General features: G+C 67.0%; 16 protein-coding genes. 7 read left to right on the top strand and 9 right to left on the bottom strand.

Annotated features, from left to right (window positions below):
* Positions 1 to 63: 63 nt before the first annotated feature.
* Positions 64 to 1,416, bottom strand: coding sequence for a DUF3999 domain-containing protein (locus ACSX1D_RS01390; protein ID WP_439860655.1), 1,353 nt, complete (start codon positions 1,414 to 1,416; stop codon positions 64 to 66).
* Positions 1,413 to 4,952, bottom strand: coding sequence for a DUF2339 domain-containing protein (locus tag ACSX1D_RS01385; protein ID WP_439860654.1), 3,540 nt, complete (start codon positions 4,950 to 4,952; stop codon positions 1,413 to 1,415). Before ACSX1D_RS01385 ends, ACSX1D_RS01390 begins: the two co-directional genes overlap by 4 nt.
* A 245-nt stretch (positions 4,953 to 5,197) precedes the next feature.
* Here ACSX1D_RS01385 and ACSX1D_RS01380 point away from each other — a divergent pair, with 245 nt between their 5' ends.
* A complete protein-coding gene (locus tag ACSX1D_RS01380; protein WP_208708020.1) occupies positions 5,198 to 5,599 on the top strand; it encodes a YkgJ family cysteine cluster protein in 402 nt (133 codons plus the stop codon).
* A gap of 72 nt (positions 5,600 to 5,671) precedes the next feature.
* On the opposite strand, the gene typA is transcribed toward ACSX1D_RS01380, so the two are convergent.
* Together typA and thiI are read right to left on the bottom strand one after the other, a co-directional pair.
* The gene (gene typA / locus ACSX1D_RS01375) at positions 5,672 to 7,492 is read right to left on the bottom strand and encodes a translational GTPase TypA (RefSeq protein WP_208708019.1); all 1,821 of its coding nucleotides are present in this window, start codon (positions 7,490 to 7,492) and stop codon (positions 5,672 to 5,674) included.
* Positions 7,493 to 7,655: 163 nt separating this feature from the next.
* A complete protein-coding gene (thiI, locus tag ACSX1D_RS01370; protein WP_439860653.1) occupies positions 7,656 to 9,110 on the bottom strand; it encodes a tRNA uracil 4-sulfurtransferase ThiI in 1,455 nt (484 codons plus the stop codon).
* Between the two features lie 327 nt (positions 9,111 to 9,437).
* On the opposite strand from thiI, the gene glnA reads away from it, so the two are divergent.
* Positions 9,438 to 10,844, top strand: coding sequence for a glutamate--ammonia ligase (glnA, locus tag ACSX1D_RS01365; RefSeq protein ID WP_208708017.1), 1,407 nt, complete (start codon positions 9,438 to 9,440; stop codon positions 10,842 to 10,844).
* A 75-nt stretch (positions 10,845 to 10,919) separates the two neighbouring features.
* Here the strand turns inward: glnA and ACSX1D_RS01360 are convergent, their stop codons facing one another.
* Positions 10,920 to 12,122, bottom strand: coding sequence for an ISL3 family transposase (locus tag ACSX1D_RS01360; RefSeq protein WP_439860652.1), 1,203 nt, complete (start codon positions 12,120 to 12,122; stop codon positions 10,920 to 10,922).
* A 196-nt stretch (positions 12,123 to 12,318) separates the two neighbouring features.
* Between ACSX1D_RS01360 and ACSX1D_RS01355 the strand changes: the two genes are divergently transcribed.
* The 4 genes from ACSX1D_RS01355 (at position 12,319) to ntrC (ending at position 16,211) form a co-directional block, all read left to right on the top strand.
* Positions 12,319 to 12,873 carry a DUF4124 domain-containing protein gene (locus ACSX1D_RS01355; RefSeq protein ID WP_439860651.1) on the top strand — a complete coding sequence of 185 codons (555 nt, stop codon included), beginning with the start codon at positions 12,319 to 12,321 and terminating at the stop codon, positions 12,871 to 12,873.
* 2 nt (positions 12,874 to 12,875) lie between these two features.
* Positions 12,876 to 13,493: a DUF4124 domain-containing protein gene (locus ACSX1D_RS01350; protein ID WP_439860650.1), complete on the top strand. Its 618-nt coding sequence runs from the start codon at positions 12,876 to 12,878 to the stop codon at positions 13,491 to 13,493.
* A gap of 196 nt (positions 13,494 to 13,689) precedes the next feature.
* Positions 13,690 to 14,778: a nitrogen regulation protein NR(II) gene (gene glnL / locus ACSX1D_RS01345; protein WP_208708014.1), complete on the top strand. Its 1,089-nt coding sequence runs from the start codon at positions 13,690 to 13,692 to the stop codon at positions 14,776 to 14,778.
* Positions 14,775 to 16,211 (top strand): nitrogen regulation protein NR(I), encoded by a 1,437-nt coding sequence (gene ntrC, locus ACSX1D_RS01340; protein ID WP_208708013.1) that lies wholly within the window; start codon positions 14,775 to 14,777, stop codon positions 16,209 to 16,211. Before glnL ends, ntrC begins: the two co-directional genes overlap by 4 nt.
* A 269-nt stretch (positions 16,212 to 16,480) precedes the next feature.
* On the opposite strand, the gene ACSX1D_RS01335 is transcribed toward ntrC, so the two are convergent.
* Entirely contained in the window at positions 16,481 to 16,921 is a 441-nt protein-coding gene (locus ACSX1D_RS01335) for a hypothetical protein (RefSeq protein ID WP_439860649.1), read from the bottom strand.
* Between ACSX1D_RS01335 and trmL the strand changes: the two genes are divergently transcribed.
* Positions 16,920 to 17,381: a tRNA (uridine(34)/cytosine(34)/5-carboxymethylaminomethyluridine(34)-2'-O)-methyltransferase TrmL gene (trmL, locus tag ACSX1D_RS01330; protein WP_439860648.1), complete on the top strand. Its 462-nt coding sequence runs from the start codon at positions 16,920 to 16,922 to the stop codon at positions 17,379 to 17,381. The two genes, ACSX1D_RS01335 and trmL, sit on opposite strands and share 2 nt — an antisense overlap.
* Positions 17,382 to 17,446: 65 nt before the next feature.
* On the opposite strand, the gene secB is transcribed toward trmL, so the two are convergent.
* The 3 genes from secB to ACSX1D_RS01315 are packed head-to-tail and all read right to left on the bottom strand — an operon-like array spanning position 17,447 to position 18,647.
* Entirely contained in the window at positions 17,447 to 17,932 is a 486-nt protein-coding gene (gene secB / locus ACSX1D_RS01325; protein ID WP_439860647.1) for a protein-export chaperone SecB, read from the bottom strand.
* 45 nt (positions 17,933 to 17,977) lie between these two features.
* Complete coding sequence (gene grxC, locus ACSX1D_RS01320; protein ID WP_208708009.1) at positions 17,978 to 18,232, bottom strand: glutaredoxin 3; 255 nt, start codon at positions 18,230 to 18,232, stop codon at positions 17,978 to 17,980.
* A gap of 1 nt (position 18,233) precedes the next feature.
* On the bottom strand, positions 18,234 to 18,647 hold the full coding sequence (locus ACSX1D_RS01315; protein WP_439860646.1) for a rhodanese-like domain-containing protein: 414 nt from the start codon (positions 18,645 to 18,647) through the stop codon (positions 18,234 to 18,236).
* Between the last annotated feature and the right edge of the window lies 1 nt (position 18,648).

Below are 18,648 nucleotides of genomic sequence, written 5' to 3'. Positions count from 1 at the left end.
CAGCAGCTGGATAGAAGGGCCCCGGGCTCGGCCCAAGCGCGGGCCACGAGCCGGACGCCGGACTCAAGCCTCAGGCGCTTTGCGCAGCAGGCTCACGGCCATCAGCGCCAGCACGCCCCCCCCCAGCAACAGCACGGCCCAGAGCCCCCAGCGCTGCCAGTCGACCGTGCCGTCGGCCGGCGCGGCGGCCTGCGGTGTAGCGCCCGGCGGCACCTCGGCCACGCCGAGCTGCGCCAGGCGCTCCGGGCGATAGCCTGGAATCAGGGCCTGCACGGGCAAGGCGGCGGACAGCGCATCCGGATTGCCGAGGGCCAGTCGATAGGGCGGGCTGCCGCGCTGGAGGAACACCAGTCGGGTGGCGCGCACGCCGACTTGCAGGCGCGGCTCGGCCCCCAGCCCGCCGCCGCGCTGGTCGACCTGCAGACGCAGCTGCTGCACGGCGAGCCCGGCCAGGGCCAGCTCATCCTGGCGCAACTCCCCGCCTTGTTCCGGCACGTGGTAGAGCAGGCCGCCGCCCAAGGGGCGCCAGCGCCCCTGGGCGCCGCCCCGGCCACTGACCTGCACCGGCACCAGACGGTTGTCCGGCCCCAGTTCCAGCCTGATCCGCAGCACCGGCAGCGCCAGCGGTAGGCGCCACTGGTAGGCACCGTCCGCGGCGCGATCCGCCGGCATCGGCTCGGACCACGCCAGGGGCGGCGCCAGGCTGTCGGCGGGCCGGCTGAACAGCCGCGCGGCGATCAGCTGGGGGGCCTGCTGCGGGCTCTCCCACAGCAGGCGCAGGTAGCGGGCGCGGCGCCCCGGCAACTCGACCTGGCGCTGCTCGATGTACTCGTTGGCGAACGACAGGCGCGCCAGCTGGCCGTGCCCCCAGGATCGCCAGCTGCGCAGGTCGTCACTGGCCTCGATGCGAAAGCGCTGGAAGCCCTCCTGGTCGCTGCTCCAGTCCAGTGTCAGGCGCACCAGCGGCTGCTCCACGGCGCTGGCGTCGAGCAGCCAGCCGCGCAAGCCGGCCGGAGACGGCGCAGCATCCGCCTCCAGCAATTCGATCAGCGTGCCAGTGGCGCTGCGCTCCACCCGCAGGCCGGGCAACCCGGCGTCGCCGTCGCCCTCGGCGTGCAGCGGGAACCAGCGCACCTCCCGCTCATCCAGGCGTTCCTCGTGCGGGCTGCGCACCAGGGCATAGGCCAGCGCCTCGCCTTCGCCGTTGAACACCCGCAGGTCGCGCAGGTCGGCGTGGCGGGCGGCGAGGTGGGCGGCCATGGGCAGCTCCAGGCGATACCAGGGGCCCTCGCCATTCAGCTGCAAGGGCAGATGCCAGGCGTAGTCGGCGGGGCGCTCCTCCGCCGCTGCAGCGGCGAGGCTGCACAGCAGCCCGCTGAGCAGCAGCCAGGCGCCTTGTCGGGTCTTCGTGTTCATGCCTGCTCCTGTTCCATCGGCGCCTCTTCATCGCGCCTGGCCGGTGGCAAGGGGGCGAAGTAGCCGACCACCAGCAGCAGCACCCCGACCCCGATAAACGACACGATGCGCTCCAGCCCGCCACGATTGCCCAGCTCGACGAAGAACAGCTTGGCCACCACCACGGCGATCAGCGCCGCGCCGACCAGCCACAGCTCGCGGTGCCGGCGCAGATGACCGAAGACCATCAGCGGCAGGGCGATCAGGGTCCAGACGATGGACAGCCCGGCCTGCACCAGCATCGAATCGAGCAGGGGCTGCAGGCGATAGGGCACGCCGCCCCAGTGGTGGGCCGTGCGCATCACCATGGCGGTGCACAGGGCGAACAGCGAGGCGCCGAGCAGCACCAGGATCAGCCTGCGCCCGGGCAGGAGCGGCCCACCCAGCTGCGGCAGGTTCGCCGACGACCAGCGGTACAAGGCGCCGAGGGCGAACAGCAGGCCCAGCTCCAGCGGGTTGAGCAGCGGCAGGTAGGGCAACGGCGCGGCGTCACCGGCGCTGAGGACGTTGGCCAGCCAGAACCAGGCGAGCATCAGCAGGGCCAGCGGCAGCGCCGCCAGCACCCGGTATTCGCGGGGATGCTCCGCCAGCGGCCAGGGCCGGCTGCGCGGGGTCGCCATCAGCCACAGGTAGACACTCGGCAGCAGCGCCCAGCCGAGCCAGCGCCAGGCGTTGTAGTGCGTGGCCAGGGCGAGGAACTGGTAACGCAGCTCCAGGGCGATGACGGTCAGCAGCAGCCAGCAGCCGAGCACGTGGGCGGCGCTGCGGGCGCCGGCCGGCAGCAGCGGAGCCAGGCGCCGCAGCAGCCAGAAATGCACGGCGAACAGCGCCGCCCAGGCCAGCCAGCCGAATTGCGCCGAAGGCTGGTAGCGAAAACTCCAGGCCTGCAACAGTACGGCCGCCGCCACCGGCATCAGCAGGCAGCAGAGCAGCGCCAGCTCCGGCCAGTGTTTGCGCCGGGCCAGCGCCCCGGCCAGCAGCGCGCCGAGCGCCGCCGCCAGCAGCAGGGCCGTATCCTGCAGCGCGGCACCGGCGACGAAGCGCAGCACTTCGCCGGCCAGGGCCAGTCCGAGCCAGGCCACGCCCCACACCAGCGACAGCTGGGCCAGCGGCACGCCAAGCCGCTCCAGGAGCGGCGACGCCTCCGCGGCCAGCGCCTGCAGGCGCCAGGCGGCGAACAGCGCGGCCGCCGCGAGGGCGGCCGGGGCCCAGAACTCGGCATGGGCCAGCGGTCGCACCCCGTCCGCGCCGCCCTGCACCAGCAGCAGCGTGGAGGCGACAAGCAGGGCCAGGCCGGCCGCGATCTGCAGCGCCAGGGCCGAGAGGTACCCGGCGCGCCGCTGCAACTGCAGGCTAAACCAGACGACCAGCAACGCGCCGGCTCCCCACAACGCGTCGCCGGGAAGGACGAAGCGCTGCATCAGCCAGAGCCAGCCGAGGCCGGCCAGCAACAGCGCAGCCCAGCCCAGCAGGCGCCGCCGGCCTGCCCCCAGCGGGGCAAGCCGGGCCAGGCCGAACAGCCCGGCGATCAGCACCAGGCCCAGCAGCGCCGAGCCCAGCGTTACGCCGCCAGCAGCGTTGGCACCAGCCAGGTGCAGCAGCGCCAGCAGGCCGCCGAGCAGTTGCACGGAGCAGGCCGCGAGCAGCAGCGCGCGCTCATGCAGGCGCAGGCCGAGCAGCAGGGTCAGCAACCCGGCGAGCGCCCAGACGATGACCGTGCCGGCAGCGGCGAAGCTCAACGGTGCCATCAGATAGAAGAAGGCCAGCCCGCTGCAGGCCAGCAGTGGCAGGGCGCGGCGCTCCCAGCGACTGCTCGCGTCCGCCGGCGCCTGGCGCAGCTGCCAGGCACTGAACGACAGCGCCACGCCGAGCAAGAGCGCGCCCAGCACCGCGCCGCTCAGCATGCTGTCGTGACCGTCGCGCAGCTCGCCCAGGTAGGCCAGCGCCGCGCCGCCCTGCAGCAACAGGGCGAAGGCCCGCGCCAGGCCACGACGCTGGTGCAGCCCCAGCCAGTAGACGCCGGCGCCCTCCACCGCCCAGGCCGCCGAGGTCCAGCGGGCATCCAGGCCCAGGGGTATGGCCAGGCTGGCGAACACCACGCCCAGGGCCAGGCAGGTTTCCACCAGCAGCAGCGCGCGGCCGGCGGTGCGTCCGGCCAGCAGGCGGGCCAGCGCCAGGTACAGCACGCCCAGGCCCAGGGCGCTGAAGGCCGCGGCGAACTCGAGGTGCTGCACCAGGGCGAATTGCAGGCCGAAGCCGACCAGCGGCGGGCCGAGCAATACGGTGGCGTCGATGTAGTCGCCCTGCCCCGCCGACCAGCGCAACAGCTCGCCACGCCCGGTTGGCGCCTGCGCCGCCTCGCGCAACTTGCGCCGGGCGAACAGCAGGCCGATCGCCAGGTACATCAGGAAGAACAGCCACAGGAAGGGCGCGGTGCTCCACAGCAGCTCCGGGGTATAGGCGCGCAGGCCCCAGGCCAGGCCGATGCTGAAGGTACCGACGAAGCCGATCAGGTTGAGAAGGCGCCAGGCCTTGAACCAGGCGATGGCGAAGATCCCGGCGTTGAGCAGGGCGAAGTAGCTGAACAGCGCCACATGGTCGCCGCTGCCGGTGGAGGTGAGGATCGGCGCGGCGAACCCGCCGAGCGCCGCCGCGGCAGCCAGGCCCAGGGCATTCTGCGCCACCGCGAGGATCGCCGAGGAACAGGTCACCAGCACCAGCAGGGCCAGGGCCAGGCCAGCGGGCAACAGCGGGTGCAGGCGCATCGCGGCGAACACCGTGAGGTAGAGCACGCCGACCCCGGCGCCCTGCAGTATCAGGGCGTAGCCGGGATTGCGCCGGCGCAGCCACCAGCCCAGGCCGAGCAGGGCGATGGCACTGGCGGCGACCCCGGCATAACGCAGCTCCACCGGCAGCACCAGGCCCTCGGTGGCGTAGCGCAGGAGGAAGGCCAGGCCGAGGAACAGCAGCAGCACGCCGACCCGCAGCAGGGTGTTGCCGCCCAACAGCCAGGCCTTGGCCTTGCTCAGCGCGCGGGCCAGCAGCGCCGGCTGGCCTGGCGCCTGGGACCAGCCGTCCGGCGCGGCGGTTTGCGCCGCCTGCTCAGGTGTCGCCTCGGCCTCGGCCGCTGACGGCACCGCGTCCGATTCAGGTCCGGCGGCGGCCTGCGGCTGGATATCCAGGCTCCAGTCCAGCTCCGTCTCGGCCGCCGCGGCAGGCGCTGACGCGGGTGATTGCGTCGCAGGCGGCGGCGCGCCCTGCGCCTGGTCCTGCTCGACCTTGAGCAGGCGCTCGTGAACCGCCGCGGTGCCGCGCTCGAAGCGCGCGGCGAAAGTCTCCAGCTGCGCCGCCAGCTCGGCATTCTGCCGGGCCAGCGCCTGCAGCCTGAACGCCTGGCCCAGGCTCAGGCCCAGCACGCCACCCAACAACGCCCCGCTCGGCGACTCGCCGACCAGAGCCCCCAGCACCACGCCGACCAGCATGAAGATCCATTGCATGCAGCAGTTCCCGATTTGCTAGACAGGTTCGCCCGCTTCCCTGCTCAAAAGCCCGGTGTCCGGGGCGATGCCCCAGTATAGGGGCCGACATCCTCGTCACCCAGGGAGACGTCCAAGGATTGCATGGCAGGCACACGAACCGCACCGACGGTGCGAAAAGCCGACCAACCGGCAGAAGTTTGTTCACTTTTTCACCAGCGCCGTTATCATCGCCCGCCGCACAGCCGATACCTGCCGATAGCCCGATGAAGAACAACCTGATCGCCGCCGCCGAACTCGACCGCCTGGACACCTGGGCCAAATACACCAGCGACATGTGCCACAGCTGCATGTCCAGCTGCTGCACCCTGCCGGTGGAGGCGCGCATCGGCGACCTGATCCGCATCGGCGTGGTCGACGAGTTCGAGCGCGGCGAGCCGGCGAAGAACATCGCCAAGCGCCTGCAGAAGGAAGGCATCGTCGAGCGCTTCAACCAGAAAAGCGGGGTCTTCACCCTGGCGCGCATGAGCAACAACGACTGCCTGTACCTGGATCGCAAGTCGCGCCTGTGCACCATCTACGACAAGCGCCCGGACACCTGCCGCAACCACCCCAAGGTCGGCCCGCGCCCGGGCTACTGCGCCTACAAGCCCAAGCCGCTGCAGTAACGGCGCAGAGCAGAATAGAAAAAGCCCCCGCCGGCTCACGCCGACGGGGGCTTTTTCATTCAGCCTGACGAATCAGTTCTTGGCTTTCTTGGCAGCGCGAGTGCGCTCGCCTTCGTCCAGGATCTTCTTGCGCAGGCGGATCGACTTCGGCGTGACTTCGCACAGCTCGTCGTCCTGGATGAATTCCAGGGCCTGCTCCAGGGTGAAACGAACCGGCGGCACCAGCGCGATGGTTTCGTCTTTACCGGAAGCACGCATGTTGTCGAGCTTCTTGCCCTTGGTGGGGTTCACGCCCAGGTCGTTGTCGCGGCTGTTCAGACCGACGATCTGACCGTTGTAGATTTCCTGGCCGTGCTCGACGAACAGCTTGCCACGTGCCTGCAGGGTTTCCAGGGAATAGGTCAGGGCCTTGCCGGTATCGATCGAAACCAGTACGCCGTTCTGACGGCCGGACATGTGGCCGGACTTCATGGTGTCGTAACGGTCGAAGATCGAGGTCAGGATGCCGGCACCGTTGGTCAGGGTCAGGAACTGGTTACGGAAACCGATCAGACCGCGAGCCGGGATGTTGTACTCCAGGCGAACACGGCCCTTGCCGTCCGGCACCATGTTGCTCAGGTCGCCCTTGCGCAGGCCCATTTCTTCCATGACCTTGCCCTGAGCCTCTTCCGGGATGTCGATGGTGACGTTCTCGAACGGCTCCTGCTTGACCCCGTCGACTTCACGGATGATCACTTCCGGACGGCCTACGCCCATCTCGAAGCCTTCGCGGCGCATGTTCTCGATCAGTACCGACAGGTGCAGCTCACCACGGCCGGAGACCTTGAACTTGTCGGCGCTGTCGCCCTCTTCGACGCGCAGGGCCACGTTGTACAGCAGCTCCTTGTCCAGACGCTCCTTGATGTTACGGCTGGTGACGAACTTGCCTTCCTTGCCACAGAACGGCGAATCGTTGACCTGGAAAGTCATGGAAACGGTCGGCTCGTCGACGGTCAGCGGCTTCATCGCTTCGACGTTGTTGATGTCACACAGGGTGTCGGAGATGAACAGCTCGTCCATGCCGCTGATGCAGACGATGTCGCCAGCGGTGGCTTCTTCGACGTCCACACGGTGCAGACCGTGGTGGCCCATCAGCTTGAGGATACGGCCGTTGCGCTTCTTGCCTTCGGTGTCGATGGCGACGACTGGGGTGTTCGGCTTGACGCGACCGCGGGCGATACGGCCAACGCCGATGATGCCCAGGAAGCTGTTGTAGTCCAGTGCCGAGATTTGCATCTGGAACGGGCCGTCAACGTCGACCTTGGGAGCCGGTACGTGGTCGACGATGGCCTGGTACAGCGGGGTCATGTCTTCGGCCATGGCGGTGTGATCCAGACCGGCGATGCCGTTCAGGGCCGAGGCGTAGACGACCTGGAAGTCGAGCTGCTCTTCGGTAGCGCCGAGGTTGTCGAACAGGTCGAAGATCTGATCCAGCACCCAGTCAGGACGCGCGCCCGGACGGTCGACCTTGTTGATCACCACGATCGGCTTCAGGCCGGCTTCGAAGGCTTTCTTGGTCACGAAGCGGGTTTGCGGCATCGGACCGTCCTGGGCGTCGACCAGCAGCAGTACCGAGTCGACCATCGACATCACGCGCTCTACTTCACCGCCGAAGTCGGCGTGGCCGGGGGTGTCGACGATGTTGATGCGGTAGTCGTTCCAACGGATGGCGGTGTTCTTCGCCAGGATGGTAATGCCGCGTTCCTTTTCCTGGTCGTTGGAGTCCATCACGCGCTCGTCGTTGAGCTCGCCGCGCTCCAGGGTGCCGGACTGACGCAGGAGTTTGTCTACCAGGGTGGTCTTACCATGGTCGACGTGGGCAATGATGGCGATGTTACGTAGATTTTCGATCACTTTTGTATCTCGATCAGAGGATTCGGTGTGCCGCGAAGTCTAGGCGGCGGAGATGAACTGATTGCGAATTCAGCCAGGCGGTGCAAAGACCTGGCGGCAGCTTCAGGCTGCCTCGCGGTCGGGGGGGCGATGGCGGATGCTGCCGCCATTCAGCCCTGGGGTCCTATGCCGGACGATAAACGCGCACATTGGCATGCCCCTCGCTCAGCAGGTGGTGGGCATGCAGGCGGCTCATCACCCCCTTGTCGCAATACAGCAGGTACTGGCGGGTCTCATCCAGCTCCTTGAACTTGCTGTTCAGGGCATAGAAGGGCAGCGCCTGCACCTCGATGCCGGGCAGTTCCAGCGGCTCGTCGTCGACGGCGTCGGGGTGGCGGATGTCGATCACCACATGGCCGGCCAGGGCCTCGTCGACTTCCTCGACCTGCACGTCCTTGCCGAGCTCGTCGATCACCTTGTCGATCGGCAGCAGGGTGGCGCGCTCCAGGGCGCGCTCGAGAATCGCCATGTCGAAGTGCGACTCCTCGTAGGCGATGCGCTCGGGCTTGGCCTTGGTGGTCGGGTTGACCGAGATCACCCCACAGTATTCGGGCATGTGCTTGGCGAACTCGGCGGTGCCGATGGCATAGGCGGTGTCGATGATGTCCTGCTTGTGGCTGGCGATCAGCGGGCGCAGCACCAGCTTGTCGGTGGCCGAGTCGATCACTGTGAGGTTCGGCAAGGTCTGGCTGGACACCTGGGAAATCGCCTCGCCGGTGACCAGGGCGTCGATCTGCAGGCGCTCGGCCATGCGCGTGGAGGCGCGCAGCATCATGCGCTTGAGGATCACGCCCATCTGGCTGTTGTCGACCTTGCCGAGGATCTCGGCCAGCACCTCCTCGAACGGCACGCTGATGAACAGTACGCGCTGCGAGCGGCCGAACTTCTGCCACAGGTAATGCGCCACTTCCATCACCCCCAGCTCGTGGGCGCGGCCGCCGAGGTTGAAGAAGCAGAAATGGGTGATAAGGCCGCGACGCATCATCTGGTAGGCGGCGACGGTGGAGTCGAAGCCGCCGGACATCAGCACCAGGGTCTGCTCCAGCGAGCCCAGCGGGTAGCCACCCAGGCCGTTGTGCTGGCGATGGACGATGAACAGGCGCTGGTCACGGATCTCCATGCGCACCTCGACCTCGGGCTTCTTCAGGTCGATGCCGGCGGCGCCGCACTGCTGGCGCAGCTGGCTGCCGACATAGCGCTCGATGTCCATCGAAGTGAACGCGTGCTTGCCGCCGCGCTTGCAGCGCACGGCGAAGACCTTGCCCGGCAGCTGGTCGGCGAAATGGGTCTTGCACTTGTCCAGCACGTCGTCGAAGTCGCCCAGCGGGTACTCGTGGACCTCGAGGAAATGGATCAGCCCCGGGGTGCAGCGCAGGCGCTCGATCATTTCCTGCAGCACCTTCGGCTCGGCGACCGCGGTTTCCACCTCGAGGTTGTCCCACACACCGCTGACCTGCAGCTGCGGATCGAGATCGCGCAGCACGGTACGGATGTTCTTGGCCAGCTGGCGGATGAAATGCTTGCGCACCGGCCGGCTCTTGATGGTGATTTCGGGGAAAACTTTAACGATCAGTTTCATGAAAACAGTGCGTGCCGGGGCAGCCGAAAAACAGGGGCGCGGATTATAGCGGAAATTGTTCAAGCTTTGATCAAAAATCCCACTCACCCGCCGACGCGCACCATTTGTGTGCGAACGGAAAATTAGCCGCTCTATTTTGGTGCGAAAAATACCGCGATCTCGCCGCACAGCCCGCGCCACCCCTGAGTTTCAGCCCTCCAGCCCATTCCGGGGCACTGGCATGCAATTTGCTCCCTTGTGAGGCAGGTTGTCCTGGCCGACTATCGCGCCGGGCTTCATCGAACTATTGAGGGCTCGCATCCGAGCCTTATCCATCTGGAGGACAGCATGTCGAAGTCGATTCAACTGATTAAAGAACACGACGTGAAGTGGGTTGACCTGCGCTTCACCGACACCAAGGGCAAGCAGCACCACGTCACCATGCCGGCTCGCGACGCCCTGGACGAAGACTTCTTCGAGCACGGCAAGATGTTCGACGGCTCCTCCATCCATGGCTGGAAGGGCATCGAAGCCTCCGACATGATCCTGATGCCGGTCGACGAGACCGCCGTCCTGGACCCCTTCACCGAAGAGCCGACCCTGATCCTGGTCTGCGACATCGTCGAGCCGAGCACCATGCAGGGCTACGACCGCGACCCGCGCTCCATCGCCAAGCGCGCCGAGGAATTCCTCAAGACCACCGGCATCGGCGACACCGTGTTCGTCGGCCCGGAGCCTGAGTTCTTCATCTTCGACGAAGTGAAGTTCAAGTCCGACATCTCCGGCTCCATGTTCAAGATCTACTCCGAGCAGGGCTCGTGGATGACCGACCAGGACGTCGAAGGCGGCAACAAGGGCCACCGCCCGGCCGTCAAGGGCGGTTACTTCCCGGTTCCGCCGTGCGACCACGACCACGAAATCCGTACCGCCATGTGCAACGCCATGGAAGAAATGGGCCTGGTCGTCGAAGTGCACCACCACGAAGTGGCCACTGCCGGCCAGAACGAAATCGGCGTGAAGTTCAACACCCTGGTCGCCAAGGCTGACGAAGTTCAGACCCTGAAGTACTGCGTGCACAACGTCGCCGACGCCTACGGCAAGACCGCCACCTTCATGCCGAAGCCGCTGTACGGCGACAACGGCTCGGGCATGCACGTGCACATGTCCATCTCCAAAGATGGCAAGAACACCTTCTCCGGCGAAGGCTATGCCGGCCTGTCCGACACCGCCCTGTACTTCATCGGCGGCATCATCAAGCACGGCAAGGCGCTGAACGGCTTCACCAACCCGTCGACCAACTCCTACAAGCGTCTGGTCCCGGGCTTCGAAGCGCCGGTGATGCTGGCCTACTCGGCACGCAACCGCTCCGCCTCGATCCGCATCCCCTATGTGTCGAGCCCAAAGGCCCGCCGCATCGAGGCGCGCTTCCCGGACCCGGCTGCCAACCCGTACCTGTGCTTCGCCGCCCTGCTGATGGCCGGCCTGGACGGTATCCAGAACAAGATCCACCCTGGCGATGCGGCCGACAAGAACCTGTACGACCTGCCGCCGGAAGAAGGCAAGCTGATCCCGCAGGTGTGCGGCAGCCTGAAGGAAGCCCTGGAAGAGCTGGACAAGGGCCGCGCGTTCCTGACCAAGGGCGGCGTATTCTCCGACGACTTCATCGATGCCTACATCGAGCTGAAGAGCGAAGAAGAGATCAAGGTGCGCACCTTCGTGCACCCGCTGGAATACGACCTGTACTACAGCGTCTAAAACCGCTGCGCGCCGCCCCGGCGGCGTGACGCACAAGGCCCCGCCCGGCTCAGCCGGCGGGGCCTTTTTTTGGGTTCATCGCACTTTCCCGGGGAAGGCGGCCTTGATTTTCAGGAAGAAGTAGTCCGAGTCGCGGAAGCCATAGGCCATGCGCTTGATGACCTTGATGCGGTTGTTCACCCCCTCCAGCACGCTGGTGTGCATCGGGAAGCGGGCACTGGCGAGGATGCCGCGGAGGTAACGCCTGAGGTTCTTGGCGAAGCGCTGCAGCGGCGCCAGGGCACTGTCCCGGACATGCCGTTGCCAGTCCCGCCAACGCTGCCAGCCCTCCCAGACGCTGGGCGCGTACCAGATGTCCTTGAGCGCATCCTTGAGCAGGTAGACGGTGGCCAGTGACTGATTGGCTTGCAGCAGTTCCTGCAACTGCACCGCCTGCTCGCTCTTGAGGTTGGCCCGGTTGCGCAGCAGCAACCAGCGACTGCGCTTGACCACTTGGCGCGCCGGTTTGTCATGCCGCAGCAGGTTGGCCTGGTCCACGCGGATACGGTCGATCACCTCGCGGCCGTAGCGCGCCACCACATGGAACAGGTCGTACACCACCTCGGCCCGCGGGCAATGGCGCTTCACCTCCAGGTCGAAGGCCGTGTTCATGTCCATCGCCACCGCCTCGATCTGCTGGCAGCGCTCGCCGAGCAGTTCGAAGAACGGCCGAATCGCCTCGCGGCTGTTGCCGTGCCCGACCCACAGCACGCGGGTTCGCTCGGCATCCATGATCACCGTGGCGTAGCGATGGCCCTTGTGCAGGGCGAACTCGTCCATCACCAAGCGCCGCACGTCAGCGGGCTCGAAGGCGCCCACTGCGGCTTCCAATCGACGCTTGTCGATGGCTTTAAGGGTGTGCCAGTGCAAGCCGGTCAGGCGACTGACATGGCTTATCGGCAAGAGCTGCAACAGGCCTTCGAGCCAGATCTGCAAGCGCCGGGTCAAGCGTGCGGCCGGCGCCAACCAGTCGATCCGCTCGGTCACGCGTCCACAGGTCAGGCAGTCGACGCGGCGCACGGGTAACTGCAGAACAACACGCCGATCCAGCAGGTCACGGTCACGCACCTGGCGCATGCGCCGTTCGTGGATCAACGGACAGGGCTGGCCACAGCGCCCACACTGGGGTAGCTGGTTGGCCTGGGGCTCCAGCTCAATCAGCAGGGTGTTTTCAGCGGCGGGGCGGCAGGCGACGACCTCGTAGCCTGGCCAGAAAGCGGCAAGATCAATAAGATGCACGGCGACAGCAGGGACTGGGAGTTGGTGTGTTTGGCGACTGCCAATCTACCCATTTCCCTGACTGTCAACTCGCTCTTTCCCCAGAGTCCGCGAAGAACCTTTTTTTGTGGCCGACAGTCACAGGGCCGCGCGGCCGCGCTTGCCAGCGCGTCCCGGCGGTGCAAGGCTTAGCTGCACGATACCCGGGAGAATGGCCATGCGCCGGATGCTCACCTGCCTACTGCTGTCCCTGCCCCTGCTGGCCAGTGCACAGATCTACAAGTACACCGATGCCAAGGGCAATACGGTCTTCACCAACCAGCCGCCGGACGGCAGCGCCGCACAGAGCGTCGAACTGCCGCCGACCAACACCGTGATCATGCAACAGCCGCAGGCGACGCCCACCGGCAGCGCCGGCGCCGAGGTCAATGCCGCGCCGCCCTACAACACCCTCAAGTTGACCGGCCTGCCCGACGACGAGGCGCTGCGCGCCAACAACGGCACCTTCAGCGTCGGGGTGGCGCTGTCGCCGCGCCTGGCCGCCTCCCATCGCCTGCGCCTGCTGCTGGACGGCCAGCCGTACGGCCAGCCGAGCAGCGTGCCGCGCCTGCAGCTGACCAACGTCGACCGTGGCGAGCACAGCCTGGCGGTCGAGGTACTCAGCGGCGGCAAGCCGATCCAGCAGAGCGACGCGGTCACCTTTACCGTACAGCGGGTGCATACCAGTAGCCCGGCCCTGCGCCCACCTCCTCCGCCCAAGCCTGCGCCCTGACCATGAGAATCGCCCTGCTCTGCCTGAGCCTGCTCTGCTGCCTGCCGCTGCAGGCGGACGTCTACACCTATATAGATGCCGAGGGTAACCGGGTCTTCACCGACCGGCCCGGAACCGGCAATGCCCAGCGCATCCAGCTGGCGCCCTCCAACAGCATGCCCGCGACCGCCCCCGCGCCGCCGCCCGTGACTGCGCCGAGCGCGCCCCAGGCGCCGGCCTATCAGCTGCTGCGCATCCTGGTGCCGCAACCCGATGCGAGCATTCGCGACAGCGCCGGCAACCTGATCGTCACCGCCAGCAGCGACCCGGCCCTGCTCCCGGGGCACAGCTACCGCCTGCTGCTGGACGGCGTGGCGCTGGGCGAGCCGAGCCGCAGCCCGGTCTTTCCCCTGGAGAATATCGATCGCGGCACCCACCAGCTGGCGGTGGAGATCATCGACGAGCAGGGTCGCACCCTCGAGCGCACCCCGAGCCAGCCCTTCCATATGCTGCGTATCTCCCTGGCGCAGAAGCGCATGGTGCGGCCGTGCCAGAAAGACGATTACGGCGTGCGCCCGGAGTGTCCGTTGAAAGACAAACCACCGGAGAAGAAAGACATCCCGTTGATCCCCTTCATCTGACCCTCAAGGCCGGAGCACCATATTGGTGCGCCGCCGCCACTCCCTTCCTATACTCTCCCTGTTTTGGTTCGCCCACAGTTGCCGGCCATGCGCCGAAACACGGCGGCCGCCGTCCGCTGTCCGCGCCGCGCGCGTCTTTTCGGGGCTTTGGTTTGCTTCTTGCATTTTCCTGTTCATCGCCGCCAAGCCCTAGCCTATGACTATCAACGACGCACTGCACCGCCTGCTGCTCGACAACCTGACCACCGCCACCCTGCTGCTCAACGCCCAACTGCGGCTCGAGTACATGAACCCGGCGGCGGAGATGCTCCTGGCCGTCAGCGGCCAGCGCAGCCACGGCCAGTTCATCAGCGAGTTGTTCACCGAGTCGGCGGAAGCCCTGAGCGCGCTGCGCCAGGCGGTCGAACAGGCGCATCCGTTCAACAAGCGCGAAGCGGTGCTGACCGCCGTGACCGGCCAGACCCTGACCGTCGACTATGCGGTAACCCCCATTCTCAGCCGCGGCGCCACCCTGCTGCTGCTCGAGGTGCACCCGCGCGACCGGATGCTGAAGATCACCAAGGAAGAGGCCCAGCTGTCCAAGCAGGAGACCACCAAGTTGCTGGTGCGCGGCCTGGCCCACGAGATCAAGAACCCCCTTGGCGGCATCCGCGGCGCCGCCCAGCTGCTGGCCCGCGAGCTGCCGGACGCCGAGCTCAAGGACTACACCGACGTGATCATCGAAGAGGCCGACCGCCTGCGCAATCTGGTGGACCGCATGCTCGGCTCGAACAAGCTGCCGTCGCTGGCCCTGACCAACGTGCATGAGGTGCTGGAGCGGGTCGCCAGCCTGGTCGAAGCGGAAAGCCAGGGCGGCATCATTCTGGTGCGCGACTACGACCCGAGCATTCCCGACCTGCTGATCGATCGCGAGCAGATGATCCAGGCTGTGCTCAACATCGTGCGCAACGCCATGCAGGCCATCGCCACGCAGAAGCACGACCTGGGCCTGGGGCGCATCACCCTGCGCACCCGCACCCTGCGCCAGTTCACCATCGGCCACACCCGCCACCGCCTGGTGGCGCGCATCGAGATCATCGACAACGGCCCCGGCATCCCCCAGGAGCTGCAGGAAACCATCTTCTATCCCATGGTCAGCGGCCGCGCCGACGGCACCGGCCTCGGCCTGGCCATTACCCAGAACATCATCAGTCAGCATCAAGGCCTGATCGAGTGCGAGAGCCATCCCGGCCATACGCTGTTCTCGATCTTCCTGCCGCTGGAACAAGGAGCACCCGCTGCATGAGCCGAAGTGAAACCGTCTGGATCGTCGATGACGACCGCTCCATCCGCTGGGTCCTGGAAAAGGCCCTGCAGCAGGAAGGCATGACCACCCAGAGTTTCGACAGCGCCGACGGCGTGCTCGGCCGCCTCGGCCGCGAGCAACCGGACGTGATCATCTCGGACATCCGCATGCCCGGCTCCAGCGGCCTCGACCTGCTGGCGCGGATTCGCGAGCTGTACCCGCGCCTGCCGGTGATCATCATGACCGCCCACTCCGACCTGGACAGCGCGGTGGCCTCCTATCAGGGCGGCGCCTTCGAGTACCTGCCCAAGCCCTTCGACGTCGACGAAGCCGTCGCCCTGGTCAAGCGCGCCAATCAGCACGCCCAGGAGCAGCAGAGCCTGGCGGCGCCGGTGGAACAGCCACGCACCCCGGAAATCATCGGCGAAGCCCCGGCCATGCAGGAGGTATTCCGCGCCATCGGCCGCCTCTCGCACTCCAACATCACCGTGCTGATCAACGGCGAGTCCGGCACCGGCAAGGAGCTGGTCGCCCACGCCCTGCACCGCCACAGCCCGCGTGCCGCCTCGCCGTTCATCGCCCTGAACATGGCGGCGATTCCCAAGGACCTGATGGAGTCGGAGCTGTTCGGCCACGAGAAGGGCGCCTTCACCGGCGCCGCCAACCTGCGCCGCGGGCGCTTCGAGCAGGCCGACGGCGGCACCCTGTTCCTCGACGAGATCGGCGACATGCCGGCCGACACCCAGACCCGCCTGCTGCGCGTGCTGGCCGACGGCGAGTTCTACCGGGTCGGCGGCCATACGCCGGTGAAGGTCGACGTGCGCATCATCGCCGCGACCCACCAGGACCTGGAAAGCCTGGTGCAGGCCGGCAAGTTCCGCGAGGACCTGTTCCACCGCCTCAACGTCATCCGCATCCACATCCCGCGCCTGGCCGATCGCCGCGAGGACATCCCCACCCTGGCCCGCCACTTCCTCAGCCGCGCGGCGCTGGAACTGGCGGTGGAGCCCAAGCTGCTGAAGAGCGAGACCGAGGACTACCTGCAGCACCTGTCCTGGCCGGGCAACGTGCGCCAGCTGGAGAACACCTGCCGCTGGATCACCGTGATGGCCTCCGGACGCGAGGTGCATGTCGGCGACCTGCCGCCGGAGCTGCTGGCCCAGCCCCAGGACAGCGCCCCGGTCAGCAGCTGGGAGCAGGGCCTGCGCCAGTGGGCCGACCAGGCCCTGAGCCGCGGCCAGTCGAGCCTGCTCGACAGCGCGGTGCCGGCCTTCGAGCGGATCATGATCGAGACCGCGCTCAAGCACACCGCCGGCCGCCGCCGCGATGCCGCCGTGCTGCTGGGCTGGGGGCGCAACACCCTGACGCGCAAGATCAAGGAACTCGGCATGAAGGTCGACGGCAGCGACGATGACGACAGCGACGACAACTGACGATCGCAGCAATGCACGACAAGCGGGCCGAGTGCCCGCTTTTTCATGCGCCGCCGTCACGCCCCGTCTCGGCGCCACGGGCAGCGCTGCTGCACCGCCGCGGTTCAACCGCCCCCGGCGCCGCGCCCGCCGCGACCGGGCTATGGCCCTACAGGCCGCGAATTACCGGCTTCTGCAGCGCTGAAATAAAACTGGCACAGCGAGTGCATAGACTAAGGCAATCCCGGTTTCGGGGACCTTGGTACAGGCAGGCCGGGGATTCCCCGCTTTTATTGCTCCTCCAGGCGGACCGTCAACCGCCAGCGCCCGTCCACCGGCTCGGCATGCCACTCGCCGCGCAGGGGCCGGGCCGCCACCACCCGCAACAGCAACTCGCGGCGCTCGCGCTGCAGACGCCAGTTCACCAGCCGACCGTTCAGCCGCAGCTGCCCCTGCTGCTCGCGTCCGAGGGTTGCCACGCGCAGCACGAAGGCACCCTGGAAATGCCCGGCACGCACCTCGGGCCGCTCGTTGAACCACAGTTGCAAGCCCTGCTCCGTCGCCACCACCTCGCCCAGGCGCAACTCGGCCGGCTGCAGCAGGCGGCCGATCATCAGGCCGATGAGAAAGCCGAACAGCGCCAGCGAGGCGATCACCTTCAGCCAGGGACGCGGCCGCTCGCCGCTATCGGAGGTAGAATGCTGGCCGTCTTCAGGCCGGGAGCCGCGCATGTTTCACGTGATCCTCTTTCAACCGGAAATTCCACCGAACACCGGCAACATTATCAGGCTGTGCGCCAACAGCGGCTGCCAGCTGCACCTGATCGAGCCCCTGGGCTTCGAGCTGGACGACAAGCGCCTGCGCCGGGCCGGCCTCGACTACCACGAGTACGCCACGCTCAAGCGCCATCCCGACCTCGACAGCTGCCTGGCGAGCCTCGGCCAGCCACGGGTGTTCGCCTTCACCACCAAGGGCTCGCAGCCCTTCCATGAAGTGCAGTACCGCCCCGGCGACGCCTTCCTGTTCGGCCCGGAAAGCTGCGGCCTGCCCCAGGAGATTCGCGACGCCCTGCCGGTCGAGCGGCGCGTGCGCCTGCCGATGCGCGAGGGCTGTCGCAGCCTCAACCTGTCCAACACGGTCGCGGTGGCGGTCTACGAGGCCTGGCGCCAGCAGGGCTTCGCCATGGACTGAGGCCGCCGCCCGGCAATAAAAAACGCCCCGCGGGGCGTTTTTTATTGGACCGTAGCAAACGCGGCTCAGTTGGCCGGGGCCTGCTCGGTGCTCTGCTGCATGCGCTTGAGCTCTTGGGCGTAGAGCGCATCGAAGTTCACCGGCGCCAGCATCAGGGCCGGGAAGGAGCCGCGTACCACCAGGCTGTCCAGGGTCTCGCGGGCGTAGGGGAACAGGATGTTCGGGCAGAAGGCGCCCAGGGTGTGGCTCATGGACGGGGCGTCCAGGCCCTTGATCAGGAAGATGCCGGCCTGCTGCACTTCGGCGATGAAGGCGGTTTCTTCGCCGTTCTTCACGGTGACCGAGAGGGTCAGCACCACTTCGTGGAAGTCGCCGTCCAGGTTCTTCTGACGGGTATTCAGGTCCAGGGCAACACTCGGCTTCCACTCCTGGCGGAAGATTTCCGGGCTCTTCGGCGCCTCGAAGGACAGGTCGCGGATGTAGATACGCTGCAGGGAGAACTGCGGGCTCTGCTCGTCCTGTGCGGCTTCACTGCTGGCTTGTTCAGTCATGGAAAATCCTTGTTGTTTGGGGGTACTAGGTAGAGCGTATTGATCTCATGCCTCGAGCAGCGCGTCCAGCTTGCCGGCGCGCTCCAGGGCATGCAGTTCGTCGCAACCGCCGACGTGGGTGGCGCCGATCCAGATCTGCGGCACCGAGGTGCGCTGCGCCTTGCGCGCCATCTCGGCGCGCAGCTCGGGCTGGCCGTCGACCTTGATTTCCTCGAAGTCGACGCCCTTGCTGGCCAGCAGCTGCTTGGCGCGGATGCAGTAGGGGCACCAATCGCTGGAATAGATGACGACGTCGGCCATGTCACTTCACCAGCGGCAGGTTGTCGCCACGCCAGCTGGCGATCCCGCCGGACAGCTTGGCGGCATTGAAACCGGCCTTCTTCAGCTCGCGGCTGGCGCTGCCGGCGTGCTGGCCCATCGCATCGACCACGATGAGCACCTTGGCCTTGTGTTTCTCCAGCTCGGCGACGCGCGCGGCCAGCTTCTCATAGGGGATGTGCAGGGCACCGGCGATATGCCCGGCAGAAAAGTCCTTCTGCGCCCGCACGTCCAGTACCAGGCCCTGTTCGTTGTTGATCAGCGCGGTCAACTCGCGGCTGCTCAGGCTCTTGCCGCCCTTGTGCATCTCGGTGAACAGCAGCAGGGCCAGGAGGACGACGAACGATCCGCTCAGTACATAGTGGGTAGTGGCAAATTCAATCAGGTTGGCAAGCATT

It is taken from the genome of Pseudomonas sp. MBLB4136 (assembly GCF_051904765.1).
Taxonomy (GTDB): domain Bacteria; phylum Pseudomonadota; class Gammaproteobacteria; order Pseudomonadales; family Pseudomonadaceae; genus Aquipseudomonas.
This window is presented reverse-complemented; position numbering and strand designations above follow the sequence as displayed.